Here is a 16,711-nt window from a genome sequence, read left to right as displayed (position 1 = left end):
ACAACTCCCTTTGTATATTTTTCAATCAATTATTTCATTAACTGCACAAACAGTCTTATTGTCGCACTGACTGGTCTGAAATGGGAGTCTGCATTAATAGCGTATAAGCCATAAAAGAAAAACGCCACGTAAAAACGTGGCGCTTGCTGGCTTTATTTGCGTTACGAGCGTTTCATCATATCGAAGAAATCGTCGTTAGTTTTGGTCATCGCCAGTTTGTTGATGAGGAACTCCATTGCGTCGATTTCACCCATTGGATGGATGATTTTGCGCAGGATCCACATTTTCTGCAGCTCTTCCTGGGTGGTGAGCAGCTCTTCTTTACGGGTACCGGAACGGTTGTAGTCGATAGCCGGGAAGACGCGTTTCTCAGCAATTTTACGAGAGAGGTGCAGTTCCATGTTACCTGTACCTTTAAACTCTTCGTAAATAACTTCGTCCATTTTGGAACCCGTATCGATCAGCGCCGTAGCGATGATGGTCAGGCTGCCGCCCTCTTCCACGTTACGTGCCGCACCGAAGAAGCGTTTTGGACGATGCAGGGCGTTAGCGTCCACACCCCCCGTCAGCACTTTACCGGAAGCCGGAACGACGGTGTTGTAGGCACGCGCCAGACGGGTGATGGAGTCGAGCAGGATGATCACGTCTTTCTTGTGTTCAACCAGGCGTTTCGCCTTCTCGATAACCATTTCCGCAACCTGAACGTGACGAGATGCGGGTTCGTCAAAGGTAGAAGCAACCACTTCACCTTTAACCAGACGCTGCATCTCGGTCACTTCTTCCGGACGTTCGTCAATCAGCAATACCATCAGTACGCAGTCTGGGTGGTTATAAGCGATGCTCTGCGCGATATTCTGCAGCAGCATGGTTTTACCCGCTTTTGGCGGTGCGACGATCAGACCACGCTGTCCACGACCGATTGGCGATGCCAGATCCAGGACGCGAGCGGTTAAATCTTCAGTTGAGCCGTTACCACGCTCCATGCGCAGGCGAGAGTTCGCGTGCAGCGGCGTTAAGTTCTCAAACAGGATCTTATTACGGGAGTTTTCCGGTTTGTCGAAGTTAACTTCATTCACTTTCAACAGCGCAAAGTAGCGTTCACCCTCTTTTGGAGGACGAATCTTACCTGAAATGGTGTCACCAGTGCGGAGGTTGAAACGGCGGATTTGGCTAGGGGATACGTAGATGTCGTCAGGGCCGGCGAGGTAGGAGCTGTCTGCAGAGCGGAGGAAACCAAATCCGTCTTGCAATATCTCCAGCACACCGTCGCCAAAGATATCTTCGCCACTCTTAGCGTGCTGCTTCAGGATGGCGAAAATGATGTCCTGCTTGCGCATACGAGCCTGGTTTTCCAGCCCCATATTTTCGCCGAGAGTGATCAGCTCAGAAACCGGCGTATTCTTTAATTCGGTAAGATTCATAATGGTGTGGGTTCTTAAACTCGGGGTGATACTCGAACTTAATGTTGTGAATGGTATGGCAGGGTCATCCATGCCTGTTTAGCGGCCATCAACTCATGTCTGTTCGCTGTCTGGTCACAGGGAAAAAACGCAGAACTGAAACGACAAGACGGATTGAGTGACAAGCCCGGAATTTAGCAACTTCACGCACTGTTTGTGTCAACAACGGGAAGTATCGGGTAAAACAAGATTCAAACAACAAGATATGTTTAAAACGAAGTCATAGCTAACTTAGCACGACTTCAGCCGGGCGTCCAGAGTTCCACATAATTTAGGCGCTCTGGACGCGCAGCAAAGAAACCTTACGCCAGGTTAGCGTCGAGGAACTCTTTCAGTTGACCTTTGGACAGTGCGCCCACTTTGGTCGCTGCCACTTCGCCGTTTTTGAACAGCAGCAGGGTCGGAATGCCACGGATACCGTATTTTGGTGCGGTGCCCGGGTTCTGGTCGATGTTCAGCTTGGCAACGGTCAGTTTGCCCTGATATTCGTCAGCGATCTCATCCAGAATCGGGGCGATCATTTTGCAAGGACCACACCATTCAGCCCAGAAATCGACGAGTGTCAGCCCGTCAGCCTTAAGTACGTCCGTGTCAAAACTGTCGTCAGTCAGGTGAATAATTTTATCGCTCATATATAACTCCACAGGAATAAGCCTGGTGCGTTGGTTTCGCCCTCATCAACGACGTGTTGATGTCGCATTAACCAACTAAAGGTTGACTTTATTTCACCGGATACGCTTTCGTAAAGCAATAGTAAGCTGATATTCTACCACACTATGAGCAAAACACATTTAACAGAACAGAAGTTTTCCGACTTCGCCCTGCACCCAAAAGTGATCGAAGCCCTTGAAAATAAAGGGTTTCATAACTGCACGCCCATTCAGGCTCTCGCCCTGCCGCTGACGCTGGCGGGACGTGACGTAGCAGGGCAGGCGCAAACCGGTACTGGCAAAACGATGGCGTTTTTAACGTCAACGTTTCATTATTTACTTTCTCATCCAGCGATTGCAGACCGCAAAGTTAACCAGCCGCGCGCGCTAATTATGGCCCCGACGCGAGAACTGGCGGTACAGATCCACGCAGACGCTGAACCCCTGATGCAGGCTACGGGCCTGAAAATCGGCCTGGCTTATGGCGGCGATGGTTACGATAAGCAGCTGAAAGTGCTGGAAAGCGGTGTGGATATCCTGATCGGTACCACCGGCCGTCTTATCGACTACGCAAAACAGAACCACATTAACCTTGGTGCCATCCAGGTTGTGGTGCTGGATGAAGCTGATCGTATGTACGATCTGGGCTTCATTAAAGATATCCGCTGGCTGTTCCGCCGCATGCCACCCGCGAATCAGCGCCTCAACATGCTGTTCTCTGCGACCCTGTCGTATCGCGTACGCGAACTGGCATTCGAGCAGATGAACAACGCCGAATATGTGGAAGTGGAACCCGAGCAGAAAACCGGCCACCGTATCAAAGAAGAACTCTTCTATCCTTCCAATGAAGAGAAAATGCGTCTGCTGCAAACGCTGATCGAAGAAGAATGGCCAGACCGCGCCATTATCTTCGCGAACACCAAGCACCGCTGTGAAGATATCTGGGGCCATCTGGCTGCAGACGGTCACCGTGTTGGCCTGCTGACGGGCGATGTTGCGCAGAAAAAACGCCTGCGTATTCTTGAAGAATTCACCCGTGGCGATCTCGATATTCTGGTCGCCACCGACGTCGCAGCGCGCGGCCTGCACATTCCAGCCGTTACGCACGTCTTTAACTATGACCTGCCGGATGACTGTGAAGACTATGTACACCGTATCGGTCGTACCGGTCGTGCGGGTGCAAGCGGCCACTCTATCAGCCTCGCGTGTGAAGAGTATGCGCTGAACCTGCCGGCGATTGAGACGTACATCGGCCATTCTATTCCGGTGAGTAAGTACAACCCGGATGCGCTATTAAGCGAACTGCCGCCGGCCAAGCGCCTTACCCGCGCCCGCTCCGGCAATGGCCCGCGTCGATCTGGCGCGCCGCGTAATCGTCGTCGCTCAGGTTAAAAAATTATGCTCAGCTCCACCTCGCTTTATGCGGCAATTGATCTCGGTTCGAATAGTTTTCATATGCTGGTTGTGCGCGAGGTGGCGGGAAGCATACAAACGCTGACGCGCATTAAGCGCAAGGTCCGCCTCGCGGCGGGCCTGAGCAGCGATAATCACCTCTCTCCTGAAGCCATGGAACGTGGCTGGCAGTGCCTGCGACTCTTTGCAGAGCGTCTGCAGGATATCCCGCATTCCCAAATCACCGTCGTCGCCACTGCAACACTCCGCCTGGCAGTTAACGCCGTGGATTTTATTGCCAAAGCGCAGGAAATTCTCGGTTGTCCGGTGCAGGTTATCAGCGGTGAAGAAGAAGCGCGCCTGATTTATCAGGGCGTTGCGCACACCACGGGAGGCGACGATCGTCGTCTGGTTGTGGATATCGGGGGCGCCAGTACCGAACTCGTGACCGGCACCGGTGCGCAGGCAACGTCGCTATTCAGCCTGTCGATGGGTTGCGTAACCTGGCTTGAGCGCTACTTTACTGACCGCAATCTGGGTCAGGAGAACTTCGACGAGGCGGAAACTGCCGCACGCGAGGTGTTACGCCCGGTGATGGACGAACTGCGCTACCACGGCTGGAAAGTCTGCGTGGGGGCCTCCGGTACCGTGCAGGCATTGCAGGAAATTATGATGGCGCAGGGCATGGATGAGCGGATCACGCTTGCCAAGCTTCAGCAGCTTAAACAGCGGGCCATTCAGTGCGGGCGTCTGGAAGAGCTGGAAATTGAAGGCCTGACGCTTGAACGCGCGCTGGTATTCCCGAGCGGGCTCGCGATCCTGATCGCCATTTTCACCGAGCTGAACATCAAATGTATGACGCTGGCGGGCGGCGCGCTGCGTGAAGGTCTGGTCTACGGGATGTTGCACCTGTCGGTCGATCAGGACATTCGCAGCCGTACCCTGCGAAACGTGCAGCGTCGTTTCCTGGTTGATATCGATCAGGCAGGCCGCGTGGCACAGCTGGCGTCACGCTTCGCCGATCATGTGGCTAATGCCTGGGATCTGGACCCTTTGAGTCGCGATCTGCTGCTAAGTGCCTGTGCACTGCATGAAATCGGGTTGAGCATTGATTTTAAACAGGCTCCAGCTCATGCCGCTTATCTGGTGCGTAACCTTGATTTACCCGGCTATACCCCTGCGCAAAAAAAGTTGCTGGCAACGCTGCTGCTGAACCAGACCAATGCCGTTGACCTCTCCTCTTTGCATCAGCAAAACGCCGTACCGCCGCGCGTAGCCGAGCATATGTGCCGCCTGCTGCGTCTGGCTATTTTGTTTGCCAGCCGCCGCCGCGATGATTTGCTGCCGGCACTCAATCTGGTGGCGGATGACGAAAAACTTTCGCTGACGTTGCCGGAAAACTGGCTGGATAATCATCCGCTTGGGGCGGAGATGGTCGAGCAGGAGTGTCAGTGGCAAAGCTACGTACACTGGGTGCTTGAGGTGAAATAACAGGGCGGACATGCCCGGTAGCGCTACGCTTGCCGGGCGTGTAACAACCTACCCCTTCTCTTTGGCTTTCGCCAGCATGGCGCGGATGTTAGCGACGTTCGCCTGCCCCTTATGCATCCGCTCTTCAGCCGTAATCACTTTACGCTCCTGCTCCCAGATGAGGTCGTCCTGCGGAAGTTCCAGCAGGAAACGGCTCGGCTCCGGGCGCACCAGTTCGCCATATTGTCTACGCTCTTTGCACAGCGTGAAGGTCAGCTCTTTCTGAGCGCGCGTGATGCCTACATAGGCCAGACGGCGCTCCTCATCGACGTTATCTTCATCAATGCTGCTCTGGTGCGGCAGTAACCCCTCTTCCATGCCAACCAGATAGACATACGGGAATTCCAGACCTTTTGATGCATGCAGCGTCATCAGCTGAACCTGATCGGCCTCTTCTTCGCTCTCGCCGCGCTCCATCATATCGCGCAGGGTAAAGCGGGTAACCACCTGCGTCAGGGTCATCGGTTCATCAATCTCCGAGCCTTCCAGCATTTCAGTCATCCAGCTGAACAGCTGGTTAACGTTTTTCATGCGCATCTCGGCCGCTTTCGGACTGGCGGAGGTTTCATACAGCCAGGACTCGTAGTCGATACCGTGGATAAGGTCGCGCACGGCGGCGATAGGTTCGCGCTCTGCCAGCCGCTGCACTTCACCAAGCCAGTGGGTAAAGCGGGTTAATGAATCGTAGCCGCGTCCGGTGAGTGTCTGACTCAGCCCCATATCGAAGCTGGCGGTAAAGAGACTCTTATTACGCGTCATCGCCCACTCGCCAAGCTTTTGTAGCGTCGCCGGGCCAATTTCCCGTTTCGGGGTATTCACGATACGCAGAAACGCGCTGTCATCATCCGGGTTAGTGAGCACACGCAGGTAGGCCAGAAGATCTTTGATTTCGGGCCGCGAGAAGAAGGAGGTTCCGCCCGAAATTTTGTACGGGATGCGGTTTTGCATCAGCATCTTTTCAAAGACGCGTGACTGGTGGTTGCCGCGATAGAGGATCGCGTAGTCTTTGTATTCGGTTTTATTGACGAAGTGGTGGGCGATAAGTTCGCCTGTGACCCGCTCCGCTTCGTGCTCTTCATTGTTGGCGCTGAGCACTTTTAGCTCTGTACCGTAACCCAGTTCGGAGAACAGGCGTTTTTCGAACACGTGCGGGTTGTTGGCGATCAGGATATTCGCGGCTTTAAGGATACGTCCGGAGGAACGGTAGTTCTGCTCCAGTTTGATCACCTGCAGCGCCGGGAAATCTTTACTCAGCAGGACCAGGTTTTGCGGACGCGCACCGCGCCAGGAGTAAATGGACTGATCGTCATCACCGACCACCGTGAAACGCGCGCGCTGTCCCACCAGCAGCTTCACCAGTTCATACTGGCTGGTATTGGTGTCCTGATACTCATCCACCAGCAGGTAGCGGATTTTATTCTGCCAGCGCTCACGCACCTCTTCATTACGCTGCAGCAGTAGCGTGGGAAGCAGGATCAGGTCGTCGAAATCCAGTACGTTACAGGCTTTCATATGCGCATCGTACAGACCGTAGCAGTGGGCGAAGATCCGATCCCGCTCGCCTTTGGCGATCGCCGCGGCCTGGGTCGGGGTCATCAGATCGTTTTTCCAGTTGGAGATCGTTGAGATCAGCTGTTGCAGCAGCACCTTATCATCTTCGATCAACCCCTCTGTGAGCTCCTTGAGCAGGGCCACCTGGTCGGTATCGTCGAACAGTGAGAAGTTGGATTTCATCCCCAACGCGGCGTATTCACGTTTGATGATATCCAGCCCCAGCGTATGGAAGGTGGAAATCATCAGACCGCGCGCCTCTTTACGCCCCAGCGTCTGGCCGACACGCTCTTTCATCTCGCGCGCTGCTTTGTTGGTGAACGTCACCGCCGCGATGTGGCGAGCCTGATACCCGCAGCCGCGGATCAGGTGGGCAATCTTATTGGTGATGACGCGCGTTTTGCCGGATCCCGCGCCCGCCAGCACCAGACAGGGTCCAGTGACAAATTCGACGGCTTGTTGTTGTCCGGGGTTTAAACGCATAAATGATCACTCAATGAAAGTCAGGAGGGGAGAATAACAGCGTGGTAGTATAGCGAGCCTAATCCATACCACTCAAGGCACGATCATGGCAAAAACCGCGGCAGCACTGCATATCCTTGTAAAAGAAGAAAAACTGGCTCTGGATCTTCTCGAGCAGATCAAAAACGGCGCCGACTTCGGCAAGCTGGCGAAGAAACACTCTATTTGTCCGTCAGGTAAACGCGGCGGTGATTTAGGTGAATTCCGTCAGGGTCAAATGGTTCCGGCGTTCGATAAAGTGGTCTTTTCCTGCCCGGTGCTAGAACCCACAGGCCCACTGCACACGCAGTTTGGCTACCATGTTATTAAGGTTCTGTACCGCAAATAACAGCAAGGCCTTCTCTGAGAGAAGGCCTTGTACGTTTAGTCAGGTCAGGGCATCAGCCCGCCCGGGTATTAACCTGCTACCGCGATACGTTTCATATCGGTCATGTAGCCACGCAGTTTCTGGCCCACTTTCTCGATTTCATGACCGCGAATGGCTTCGTTTACATCACGCAGCTGCGCGTTATCCACCGCACCTTCCGCAATCGCTTTGCCCAGATCGCCCGGCTGCAGGGTTGTCATGAACTCTTTCAGCAGCGGTACGCAAGCGTAAGAGAACAGGTAGTTACCGTACTCGGCGGTATCAGAGATAACCACGTTCATTTCGTACAGACGCTTACGGGCGATGGTGTTCGCAATCAGCGGCAGCTCGTGCAGTGATTCATAGTAGGCAGACTCTTCGATGATGCCGGAATCCACCATGGTTTCGAACGCCAGCTCAACGCCAGCTTTCACCATCGCAATCATCAGAACGCCTTTATCGAAGTACTCCTGCTCGCCGATTTTACCTTCAAACTGTGGGGCGGTTTCAAAAGCGGTTTTACCGGTCTCTTCACGCCAGGTCAGCAGTTTCTTATCGTCGTTAGCCCAGTCCGCCATCATGCCGGAAGAGAACTCGCCGGAGATAATGTCGTCCATATGTTTCTGGAACAGCGGTGCCATGATCGTTTTCAGTTGTTCAGACAGCGCGTAAGCACGCAGTTTCGCCGGGTTGGACAGACGGTCCATCATCAGCGTGATACCGCCCTGCTTCAGCGCTTCGGTGATCGTTTCCCAGCCGAACTGAATCAGTTTTTCTGCGTATGCCGGGTCTGTACCCTCTTCCACCAGCTTGTCGAAGCACAGCAGAGAGCCCGCCTGCAGCATACCGCACAGGATGGTTTGCTCACCCATCAGGTCAGATTTAACTTCCGCGACGAAAGACGATTCCAGAACGCCCGCACGGTGGCCACCCGTTGCTGCAGCCCACGCTTTGGCGATTGCCATACCTTCGCCTTTCGGATCGTTTTCCGGGTGAACGGCGATAAGCGTTGGCACGCCGAAGCCACGTTTGTACTCTTCACGTACTTCTGTACCCGGGCACTTCGGCGCCACCATCACAACGGTGATGTCTTTACGGATCTGCTCGCCCACTTCAACGATATTAAAGCCGTGGGAGTAACCCAACGCCGCACCGTCTTTCATCAGCGGCTGCACGGAACGCACAACGTCAGAGTGCTGTTTGTCTGGCGTCAGGTTAACCACCAGGTCTGCCTGGGGGATCAGTTCTTCGTAGGTACCGACTTTAAAACCGTTTTCGGTCGCTTTGCGCCAGGACGCACGCTTCTCAGCAATCGCTTCTTTACGCAAAGCGTAGGAAATATCCAGACCGGAGTCACGCATGTTCAGGCCCTGGTTCAGACCCTGGGCGCCGCAGCCGACGATGACCACTTTTTTACCCTGAAGGTAGCTCGCGCCATCGGCAAATTCGTCGCGCGCCATAAAGCGGCATTTGCCCAGCTGCGCCAGCTGCTGGCGCAAATTCAGTGTATTAAAGTAGTTAGCCATAATGGACTCCGTGATGTTGTGTTGTTGTGCTTATTGTTCGGTTCGCTTTTGCGAGAATGAACTTACTATATGACAGGAAATTTATTGCGGAAATTGATATATTCACAACGTCACGTTGCAATATTTGCAATGTAAAAAGGGGAAGTGAAATCAGTGGATTTACGCGATCTGAAAATGTTCCTGCATCTGGCGGAAAGCCGTCACTTTGGGCGCAGCGCCCGGGCGATGCACGTCAGTCCCTCCACGCTTTCGCGCCAGATCCAGCGCCTTGAGGAAGACCTCGGTCAGCCCCTGTTTGTACGCGACAACCGCACCGTCACCCTAACGGAAGCCGGTGAGGAGTTACGGGTCTTTGCCCAACAAACGCTGCTGCAGTATCAACAGCTGCGACACACCATTGACCAGAAAGGGCCATCGCTGTCCGGCGAGCTGCATATTTTCTGCTCCGTGACCGCGGCCTATAGCCATCTGCCGCCGATTCTTGACCGCTTTCGCGCAGAACAACCGTCGGTGGAAATTAAACTCACCACCGGTGATGCCGCCGACGCAATGGAAAAAGTGGTGACAGGCGAGGCGGATCTCGCCATTGCCGGGAAACCCGAAACCCTGCCGGGCGCTGTCGCGTTCTCAATGCTGGAGAACCTGGCGGTCGTGTTGATTGCCCCCGCGTTACCCTGCCCGGTGCGTAATCAGGTGTCGGTGGAAAAACCGGACTGGTCCACGGTGCCTTTTATCATGGCCGATCAGGGGCCGGTGCGCCGTCGTATTGAGCTCTGGTTTCGTCGCCAGAAGATCAGCAACCCGTCGATTTACGCGACGGTTGGCGGGCATGAGGCGATGGTGTCAATGGTGGCGCTGGGCTGCGGCGTAGCACTGCTGCCGGAAGTGGTCCTGGAGAACAGCCCGGAACCGGTGCGTAATCGCGTGATGATTCTGGAGCGCAGCGACGAAAAAACGCCGTTTGAGCTTGGCGTGTGCGCACAAAAAAAGCGGCTGCAGGAGCCGCTTATTGATGCCTTCTGGCAGATACTGCCTAACCACTAGCCCGCCAGGAAGAACCTGAACGCCGGGTTATGGGTTTCATCGTGACACTCATAGCCCAGCTCGTTCAGCCGCGTTTCGAAATCAGGCTCGTGCTCGCCCAGTTCGAAGGCGGCCAGCACGCGCCCATAATCGGTACCATGGCTGCGGTAGTGGAACAGAGAGATGTTCCAGTGCGTGCCCAGCGTATGCAGGAATTTGAGCAACGCGCCCGGTGACTCCGGGAACTCGAAGCTGTAGAGACGTTCCTGCAGCGGCTTCGACGGACGCCCGCCCACCATGTAACGCACGTGCAGTTTCGCCATCTCATCGTCGGAGAGATCCACGACGCTGTAGCCACCTTCGTGGAGCAGGTGGAGGATCTCTTTACGCTCTTCGAGCCCACGGCTTAACCGTACGCCGACAAAAATGCAGGCATCTCTGGCGTCGGCAAAACGGTAGTTAAACTCCGTGACTGAACGGCCGCCCAGCAGCTGACAAAACTTCAGGAAGCTGCCCTTCTCTTCCGGAATGGTAACCGCCAGCAGCGCTTCGCGTTGCTCACCCAGCTCGCAGCGTTCGGAAACATAGCGCAGACCGTGGAAGTTCACGTTGGCACCAGAAAGGACATGCGCCAGACGCTCGCCGCGGATGTTGTGCTGCGCGATGTATTTCTTCATCCCCGCCAGCGCCAGCGCGCCGGAAGGTTCCGCTACCGCACGCACATCTTCGAACAGATCTTTCATTGCGGCGCAAATGGCGTCGCTGTCGACGGTGATAATATCGTCAAGATACTCCTGGCAAAGACGGAAGGTTTCATCGCCAATGCGTTTAACCGCCACGCCTTCAGCAAACAGCCCGACGCGTGGTAAGTCCACCGGATGACCGGCATCCAGCGCCGCTTTCAGACAGGCCGAGTCTTCCGCCTCAACGGCAATCACTTTGATTTGCGGCATCAGCTGTTTGATCAGCACCGCTACGCCCGCCGCGAGGCCGCCACCGCCAACCGGCACGAAGACGCGGTCGAGATGCGCATCCTGCTGCAGCAGCTCAAGCGCCAGCGTTCCCTGTCCGGCAATGACCATCGGATGATCGAACGGCGGCACCCAGGTAAACCCCTGTTGCTGCGCCAGCTCTATCGCTTTGGCTTTGGCTTCGTCAAAGTTTGCGCCGTGGAGCAACACTTCACCGCCGAAACCGCGTACGGCATCCACTTTGATATCAGCAGTAGCAACCGGCATAACAATCAGCGCTTTCAGCCCCAGGCGCGCTGAGGAGAACGCGACGCCCTGCGCGTGGTTGCCCGCAGAGGCGGTAATCACCCCCCGCGCTTTTTGCTCGTCGGTCAACCCGGCCATCATTGCGTAGGCGCCACGCAGCTTGAAGCTGTGTACCGGCTGGCGGTCTTCGCGTTTCACCAGAATCACGTTGTCGAGGCGCGAGGAGAGTTTTTCCATCTTCTGCAGCGGCGTGACCTGTACGGCTTCATAGACCGGTGCACGTAGCACCGCCCTGAGGTATTCCGCCCCCTCAGGGGCGGCGGATAACGGTTGCGACTCGGCCATCATTAGCCCCCAAGTTTCGATTTGTCGCGCACCGCGCCTTTATCTGCACTGGTGGCAAGGCTCGCATAGGCGCGCAGGGCGAAGGAGACGTCGCGCTGGCGATCTTTTGGCGTCCAGGCTTTGTCACCGCGAGCTTCCTGGGCTTCACGACGCGCCGCAATGTCCTGGTCGCTCAGTTTCAACTGAATACCGCGATTCGGGATATCAATTTCGATCAGATCGCCATCTTCAATAATCGCGATGTTGCCGCCGCTTGCTGCTTCCGGTGACACGTGGCCAATGGAGAGACCAGACGTACCGCCAGAGAAACGTCCGTCGGTGATCAGCGCACAGGCTTTACCGAGGCCCATGGATTTCAGGAAGGTGGTGGGATAGAGCATCTCCTGCATGCCCGGCCCGCCTTTCGGCCCTTCGTAGCGAATGACAACCACGTCGCCTTCCACCACTTTACCACCGAGAATAGCCTCTACCGCGTCGTCCTGGCTCTCGTATACTTTTGCCGGGCCGGTGAATTTGAGAATGCTGTCATCCACGCCTGCGGTTTTTACAATACAGCCGTTTTCTGCAAAGTTACCGTAGAGCACGGCCAGACCGCCGTCCTTGCTGTAGGCATGTTCCAGTGAGCGAATACAGCCTTCTGCACGATCGTCATCCAGCGTGTCCCAGCGGCAATCCTGTGAGAAGGCCTGGGTGGTACGAATACCTGCCGGGCCGGCGCGGAACATCTTTTTCACCGCATCGTCTTTCGTGAGCATGACGTCGTATTTGTCCAGCGACTCCGGCAACGTCAGGCCGAGCACGTTTTTGACGTTGCGGTTCATCAGCCCGGCGCGATCCAGTTCACCGAGAATACCCAGTACGCCACCCGCACGGTGGACATCTTCCATGTGGTATTTCTGGGTACTCGGCGCAACTTTACAGAGCTGCGGTACTTTGCGGGACAGCTTGTCGATATCGCTCATGGTGAAGTCGATTTCAGCTTCCTGCGCAGCGGCCAGCAGGTGGAGAACGGTGTTGGTGGACCCGCCCATGGCGATATCCAGCGTCATGGCATTTTCAAACGCGGCTTTGCTGGCGATATTACGCGGCAGCGCGCTTTCATCATCTTGCTCGTAGTAGCGTTTGGTCAGCTCAACGATGCGTTTACCGGCATTGAGGAACAGCTGTTTACGGTCGGCGTGGGTCGCCAGCAGCGAGCCGTTGCCCGGCTGAGACAGACCCAGCGCTTCGGTCAGACAGTTCATGGAGTTCGCGGTGAACATACCTGAGCAGGAGCCACAGGTTGGGCACGCAGAACGTTCAACCTGATCGCTTTGCTCATCAGAAACTTTTGGATCCGCGCCCTGAATCATCGCATCGACCAGGTCGAGCTTGATGATTTTATCGGAAAGCTTGGTTTTACCCGCTTCCATTGGACCGCCGGAGACGAAGATCACCGGAATGTTCAGACGCAGGGAAGCCATCAGCATCCCCGGGGTAATTTTGTCGCAGTTGGAGATACAAACCATGGCATCCGCGCAGTGGGCGTTCACCATATACTCCACCGAGTCGGCGATCAGCTCACGCGACGGCAGTGAATAGAGCATACCCCCGTGACCCATCGCGATACCGTCATCCACCGCAATGGTGTTGAACTCTTTCGCCACACCGCCGGAGGCTTCGATTTGCTCGGCAACGAGTTTGCCGAGATCGCGCAGGTGCACGTGGCCCGGCACAAACTGGGTGAAGGAGTTCACCACGGCGATAATAGGCTTACCGAAATCGGCGTCGGTCATCCCGGTGGCGCGCCACAGTGCGCGGGCACCTGCCATATTACGGCCATGAGTAGTGGTGGCGGAACGATACTTAGGCATGCTTTATTTACTCCCGTCTGACTATTGAATGGGACGGTGCGTGCCGTCCTATATTTATGCTTATTGATTAACCTGATCCAGCCAGCCGTATTTATCTTCCGTTTCACCGGTGAAGAGGCCAAAGAAGGCTTGCTGAATACGTTTGGTGACCGGACCACAGCGGCCAGCACCAACCTGAATACCGTCTACGCTACGAACCGGCGTAATTTCCGCCGCGGTACCGGACATGAACACTTCATCGGCCAGGTACAGGGATTCGCGGGACAGGACCTGCTCACGGACTTCGATACCCAAATCTTTTGCCAGCTTGATGATGGCGTCACGGGTAATGCCCGGCAGAGCGGAAGAGGTAAATGGCGGCGTAAACAGGATGCCGTCTTTCACTTCGAACAGGTTTTCACCTGCACCTTCAGAGATATAGCCATTCACGTCCAGCGCGATACCTTCCTGATAACCGTGACGGCGCGCTTCGCTTCCGACCAGCAGTGAGGAGAGGTAGTTACCGCCCGCTTTTGCCGCCGTCGGGATCGTGTTTGGTGCCACGCGGTTCCAGGAAGAAACCATTGCGTCGATCCCCTGCTCCAGAGCTTCAGCCCCCAGATAAGCACCCCACGGGAACGCAGCAATGATCACATCGGTGGTATAACCGGCTGGCGGGTTCACGCCCATGCCCACATCACCTACAAACACCAGCGGACGAATATAGGCACTGGTGAGGTTGTTCTTACGAATCACGTCGCGGCAGGCTTCCATCAGCTCATCCACGCTCTGAGAAACCGGGAAACGATAAATTTTGGCTGAGTCATGCAGACGCTGCATGTGTTCGCGATGACGGAACACCACTGGCCCTTTGTGAGAGTCGTAGCAACGGATGCCTTCGAAGACAGAGGTACCGTAATGCAGCGCGTGGGACATAACGTGGACTTTCGCGTCCTCCCAGCGAACCATCTCACCATTGAACCAAATGTAATCAGCTTTTTTTGTCGTCATTTTCTCTTCCTGTCGCGCTTAAGCACGGATCTGTTGTGATGTGGTTGTGCTCTGGCAGATGGCAACATGTGCAACGTCTACCAGTTTTGTTAACTGACTAAACAGTAAGTCGACCGACCGCGGGCTGGCAACGGTTAATTCGATACTGATATTTTGAGCATCAGTGGCCGTCTCCATATTCATAGAGCAAATCTGAAAGCCACGGTGACGTACTACACGCAAAACGCGTTCTAATGTCTCTGGATTGAAGCGAGCCTGCACGGCGACCTGATGTTGCATCATGATAATTTCTCCAGCATTTGTGAGTTACTGGCACCTGGCGGTACCAACGGCCAGACATTCTCAAGCTCGTCGATTGAGACATGAAGCAGGTACGGCCCTTCGCTTGACAGCATGGTGTCGAGTGCCGCTTCAACCTGGTCTTTACGGGTGATGTGCTGGCCAGGGATACCAAAGGCGCTGGCCAGCATGAGGAAATCAGGGTTATCCGTCAGGGTAGTCTCACTGTAGCGTTCCTGGAAAAACAGCTGTTGCCACTGACGAACCATTCCTAAACGCTGGTTATCGAGCAAGACGATTTTCAACGGTAACTGCTTGCGCTTAACGGTGCCCAGCTCCTGAACGTTCATCATGAAAGAGCCGTCACCGGAGATACAGATAACCGTATCGTTTGGGCGGGCAACCTGCGCCCCTACCGCGGCAGGGAGACCGAAGCCCATCGTCCCTAAGCCGCTGGAGGTAATGAAGTTTTCCGGGCGCGTGTAAGTCATGTGCTGCGCTGACCACATCTGGTGTTGGCCTACATCCGTCGTGACCACACAGTCTGCCGGTTTACGGTCGGACAATTGCTTTAACAGCAGTGGCGCATAGATGGCGTCACCAGGATGGTCGTAACGCCAGGTATGTTCAACGCGCATATCGGCAGTGTGCTGACGCCATGCGTCGATTTTCAGAGGCTGCTGTAAAGCCGGTAATAACGCGTTGAGATTGCCCTGCAGGGCCACATGCGCCTGACGCAGTTTGTTCATCTCCGCCGGGTCGATATCCATGTGGATCACGTTAGCATTCGGGGCGAAGGTATTCAGCTTGCCGGTGACACGATCATCAAAACGGGCACCTACGGCGATCAGCAAGTCACACGCCTGCACGGCCAGGTTCGCCGCTTTGGTACCGTGCATCCCCAGCATGCCCAGATAGTACGGATAGTCCGCATCTACCGCGCCAAGACCTTTCAACGTACAGGTGGCGGGCATTTGCGTAACCGCGATGAATTCGCGCAGGGCGGGAACGGCCTGTGCCATACCAACCCCACCCCCTACGTACAACATCGGTTGTTTAGCGTGGGCAATCATCTGCCGCGCCTCTTCCACCGCGGCGTGCGGGAATGCATCGTCGCTTTCAACGGTGGAGAAGTGCGGTTCCAGATCGCCCAGAGCAACCTGGATATCTTTCGGGATATCAACCAGAACCGGTCCAGGGCGACCAGAGTTTGCCACTTCAAACGCCTCTGCCATCACACGCGGCAGCTCTTCCAGAGACTGAACGAGGAAGCTGTGTTTGGTGCAGGCCAGTGACAAGCCGAGCACGTCCACTTCCTGGAAGGCATCAGTACCAATGAGGGGCGAGGCCACCTGACCGGTGATGGCGACAACGGGAACGGAATCAAGCAGTGCATCCGCCAGGCCGGTGATCAGGTTTGTGGCGCCCGGCCCTGAGGTTGCCATGCAGACACCGGTTTTACCGGTGGCACGTGCATAGCCAATGGCGGCCATCGCTGCGCCCTGCTCGTGTCGGCACAAGAGGTGTTCCACGCCGCCGTCATACAATGCATCGTAAATCGGCATTATTGCGCCCCCCGGATAACCGAAGACAGTGTCGACTCCCTGTGCGCGCAACGCATGTACTACCCACTGTGCACCATTCATAGTTAGTTCCCCGTCATAAATCGGGAGAAACAGAATTTTGTGCTATTAGTCATTCTCTGCTCCTCGTGTAAGTTTTTTAGTCATAAAAAAACCCCCGGACCTTTCGGTGCGGGGGTCTTAGTTCGTTAAGGCTTGATTTCTAAGCCTTTCCTCGTCCAAGTGCAGCCCCGCACGGTGGGATAATAATCACCACCACGCTAATCACGACCAGGCTAATCACTCGTAGAAGGGCTGTCATTTTCAGTTCTTTTTGCATCTTGTTCGAAGGAATACCTAAAGAGGTATCACAGTTTTTAAATCAAACACAAGATTTATTTATGGCTGTTTTCGTTAGTCTGCGAATCATATTTTCTGAACGCATTGTTTTATATAAAGAAATTA

General features: G+C 55.0%; 15 protein-coding genes. 4 read left to right on the top strand and 11 right to left on the bottom strand.

The genetic code is table 11. The features are described from left to right. Positions 1-161: 161 nt before the first annotated feature. Complete coding sequence (gene rho / locus QE396_RS17670) at positions 162-1,421, bottom strand: transcription termination factor Rho (protein ID WP_008501566.1); 1,260 nt, start codon at positions 1,419-1,421, stop codon at positions 162-164. Positions 1,422-1,762: 341 nt separating this feature from the next. Beyond that, on the bottom strand, positions 1,763-2,092 hold the full coding sequence (trxA, locus tag QE396_RS17665) for a thioredoxin TrxA (RefSeq protein ID WP_004386384.1): 330 nt from the start codon (positions 2,090-2,092) through the stop codon (positions 1,763-1,765). Between the two features lie 144 nt (positions 2,093-2,236). Here trxA and rhlB point away from each other — a divergent pair, with 144 nt between their 5' ends. After that, on the top strand, positions 2,237-3,502 hold the full coding sequence (gene rhlB, locus QE396_RS17660; protein ID WP_014172158.1) for an ATP-dependent RNA helicase RhlB: 1,266 nt from the start codon (positions 2,237-2,239) through the stop codon (positions 3,500-3,502). 6 nt (positions 3,503-3,508) lie between these two features. Beyond that, complete coding sequence (gene gppA, locus QE396_RS17655; RefSeq protein ID WP_014172159.1) at positions 3,509-4,993, top strand: guanosine-5'-triphosphate,3'-diphosphate diphosphatase; 1,485 nt, start codon at positions 3,509-3,511, stop codon at positions 4,991-4,993. Between the two features lie 48 nt (positions 4,994-5,041). Here the strand turns inward: gppA and rep are convergent, their stop codons facing one another. Continuing rightward, positions 5,042-7,066 (bottom strand): DNA helicase Rep, encoded by a 2,025-nt coding sequence (gene rep, locus QE396_RS17650; RefSeq protein ID WP_176586967.1) that lies wholly within the window; start codon positions 7,064-7,066, stop codon positions 5,042-5,044. Positions 7,067-7,151: 85 nt separating this feature from the next. On the opposite strand from rep, the gene ppiC reads away from it, so the two are divergent. Next, positions 7,152-7,433 carry a peptidylprolyl isomerase PpiC gene (gene ppiC, locus QE396_RS17645; RefSeq protein ID WP_008501570.1) on the top strand — a complete coding sequence of 94 codons (282 nt, stop codon included), beginning with the start codon at positions 7,152-7,154 and terminating at the stop codon, positions 7,431-7,433. A gap of 68 nt (positions 7,434-7,501) precedes the next feature. Here ppiC and ilvC read toward each other — a convergent pair whose 3' ends face one another. After that, positions 7,502-8,977, bottom strand: a complete 1,476-nt coding sequence (gene ilvC / locus QE396_RS17640) for a ketol-acid reductoisomerase (RefSeq protein WP_014172161.1) — start codon at positions 8,975-8,977, stop codon at positions 7,502-7,504. Between the two features lie 153 nt (positions 8,978-9,130). On the opposite strand from ilvC, the gene ilvY reads away from it, so the two are divergent. Next, on the top strand, positions 9,131-10,021 hold the full coding sequence (ilvY, locus tag QE396_RS17635) for an HTH-type transcriptional activator IlvY (protein ID WP_020882896.1): 891 nt from the start codon (positions 9,131-9,133) through the stop codon (positions 10,019-10,021). Here ilvY and ilvA read toward each other — a convergent pair. The 7 genes from ilvA to ilvL form a co-directional block, all read right to left on the bottom strand. After that, positions 10,018-11,562 (bottom strand): threonine ammonia-lyase, biosynthetic, encoded by a 1,545-nt coding sequence (ilvA, locus tag QE396_RS17630; RefSeq protein ID WP_025202773.1) that lies wholly within the window; start codon positions 11,560-11,562, stop codon positions 10,018-10,020. The two genes, ilvY and ilvA, sit on opposite strands and share 4 nt — an antisense overlap. 2 nt (positions 11,563-11,564) lie before the next feature. Beyond that, positions 11,565-13,415: a dihydroxy-acid dehydratase gene (gene ilvD / locus QE396_RS17625; protein ID WP_138614750.1), complete on the bottom strand. Its 1,851-nt coding sequence runs from the start codon at positions 13,413-13,415 to the stop codon at positions 11,565-11,567. Between the two features lie 60 nt (positions 13,416-13,475). Beyond that, the gene (gene ilvE / locus QE396_RS17620) at positions 13,476-14,405 is read right to left on the bottom strand and encodes a branched-chain-amino-acid transaminase (protein WP_025202772.1); all 930 of its coding nucleotides are present in this window, start codon (positions 14,403-14,405) and stop codon (positions 13,476-13,478) included. An 18-nt stretch (positions 14,406-14,423) separates the two neighbouring features. Continuing rightward, positions 14,424-14,687: an acetolactate synthase 2 small subunit gene (ilvM, locus tag QE396_RS17615; RefSeq protein WP_014172166.1), complete on the bottom strand. Its 264-nt coding sequence runs from the start codon at positions 14,685-14,687 to the stop codon at positions 14,424-14,426. Next, positions 14,684-16,330: an acetolactate synthase 2 catalytic subunit gene (gene ilvG, locus QE396_RS17610; protein WP_025202771.1), complete on the bottom strand. Its 1,647-nt coding sequence runs from the start codon at positions 16,328-16,330 to the stop codon at positions 14,684-14,686. Before ilvG ends, ilvM begins: the two co-directional genes overlap by 4 nt. 2 nt (positions 16,331-16,332) lie before the next feature. Continuing rightward, the gene (ilvX, locus tag QE396_RS17605; protein WP_102046757.1) at positions 16,333-16,383 is read right to left on the bottom strand and encodes a peptide IlvX; all 51 of its coding nucleotides are present in this window, start codon (positions 16,381-16,383) and stop codon (positions 16,333-16,335) included. Between the two features lie 86 nt (positions 16,384-16,469). After that, a complete protein-coding gene (gene ilvL / locus QE396_RS17600) occupies positions 16,470-16,568 on the bottom strand; it encodes an ilv operon leader peptide (protein WP_001311244.1) in 99 nt (32 codons plus the stop codon). Positions 16,569-16,711: the final 143 nt, after the last annotated feature.

It is taken from the genome of Enterobacter sp. SORGH_AS_0287 (assembly GCF_031453695.1).
In the GTDB taxonomy this organism is placed as follows: domain Bacteria; phylum Pseudomonadota; class Gammaproteobacteria; order Enterobacterales; family Enterobacteriaceae; genus Enterobacter; species Enterobacter ludwigii.
Note: the sequence above shows the minus strand (reverse complement) of the source record. Positions and strands in the feature narration are given on the sequence as shown.

Bases quoted from the DNA above. Each gene is read 5' to 3' on its own strand.
- rho (WP_008501566.1), bottom strand. From the start codon at position 1,421: ATGAATCTTACCGAATTAAAGAATACGCCGGTTTCTGAGCTGATCACT.
- trxA (WP_004386384.1), bottom strand. From the start codon at position 2,092: ATGAGCGATAAAATTATTCACCTGACTGACGACAGTTTTGACACGGAC.
- rhlB (WP_014172158.1), top strand. From the start codon at position 2,237: ATGAGCAAAACACATTTAACAGAACAGAAGTTTTCCGACTTCGCCCTG.
- gppA (WP_014172159.1), top strand. From the start codon at position 3,509: ATGCTCAGCTCCACCTCGCTTTATGCGGCAATTGATCTCGGTTCGAAT.
- rep (WP_176586967.1), bottom strand. From the start codon at position 7,066: ATGCGTTTAAACCCCGGACAACAACAAGCCGTCGAATTTGTCACTGGA.
- ppiC (WP_008501570.1), top strand. From the start codon at position 7,152: ATGGCAAAAACCGCGGCAGCACTGCATATCCTTGTAAAAGAAGAAAAA.
- ilvC (WP_014172161.1), bottom strand. From the start codon at position 8,977: ATGGCTAACTACTTTAATACACTGAATTTGCGCCAGCAGCTGGCGCAG.
- ilvA (WP_025202773.1), bottom strand. From the start codon at position 11,562: ATGGCCGAGTCGCAACCGTTATCCGCCGCCCCTGAGGGGGCGGAATAC.
- ilvD (WP_138614750.1), bottom strand. From the start codon at position 13,415: ATGCCTAAGTATCGTTCCGCCACCACTACTCATGGCCGTAATATGGCA.
- ilvE (WP_025202772.1), bottom strand. From the start codon at position 14,405: ATGACGACAAAAAAAGCTGATTACATTTGGTTCAATGGTGAGATGGTT.
- ilvM (WP_014172166.1), bottom strand. From the start codon at position 14,687: ATGATGCAACATCAGGTCGCCGTGCAGGCTCGCTTCAATCCAGAGACA.
- ilvG (WP_025202771.1), bottom strand. From the start codon at position 16,330: ATGAATGGTGCACAGTGGGTAGTACATGCGTTGCGCGCACAGGGAGTC.
- ilvL (WP_001311244.1), bottom strand. From the start codon at position 16,568: ATGACAGCCCTTCTACGAGTGATTAGCCTGGTCGTGATTAGCGTGGTG.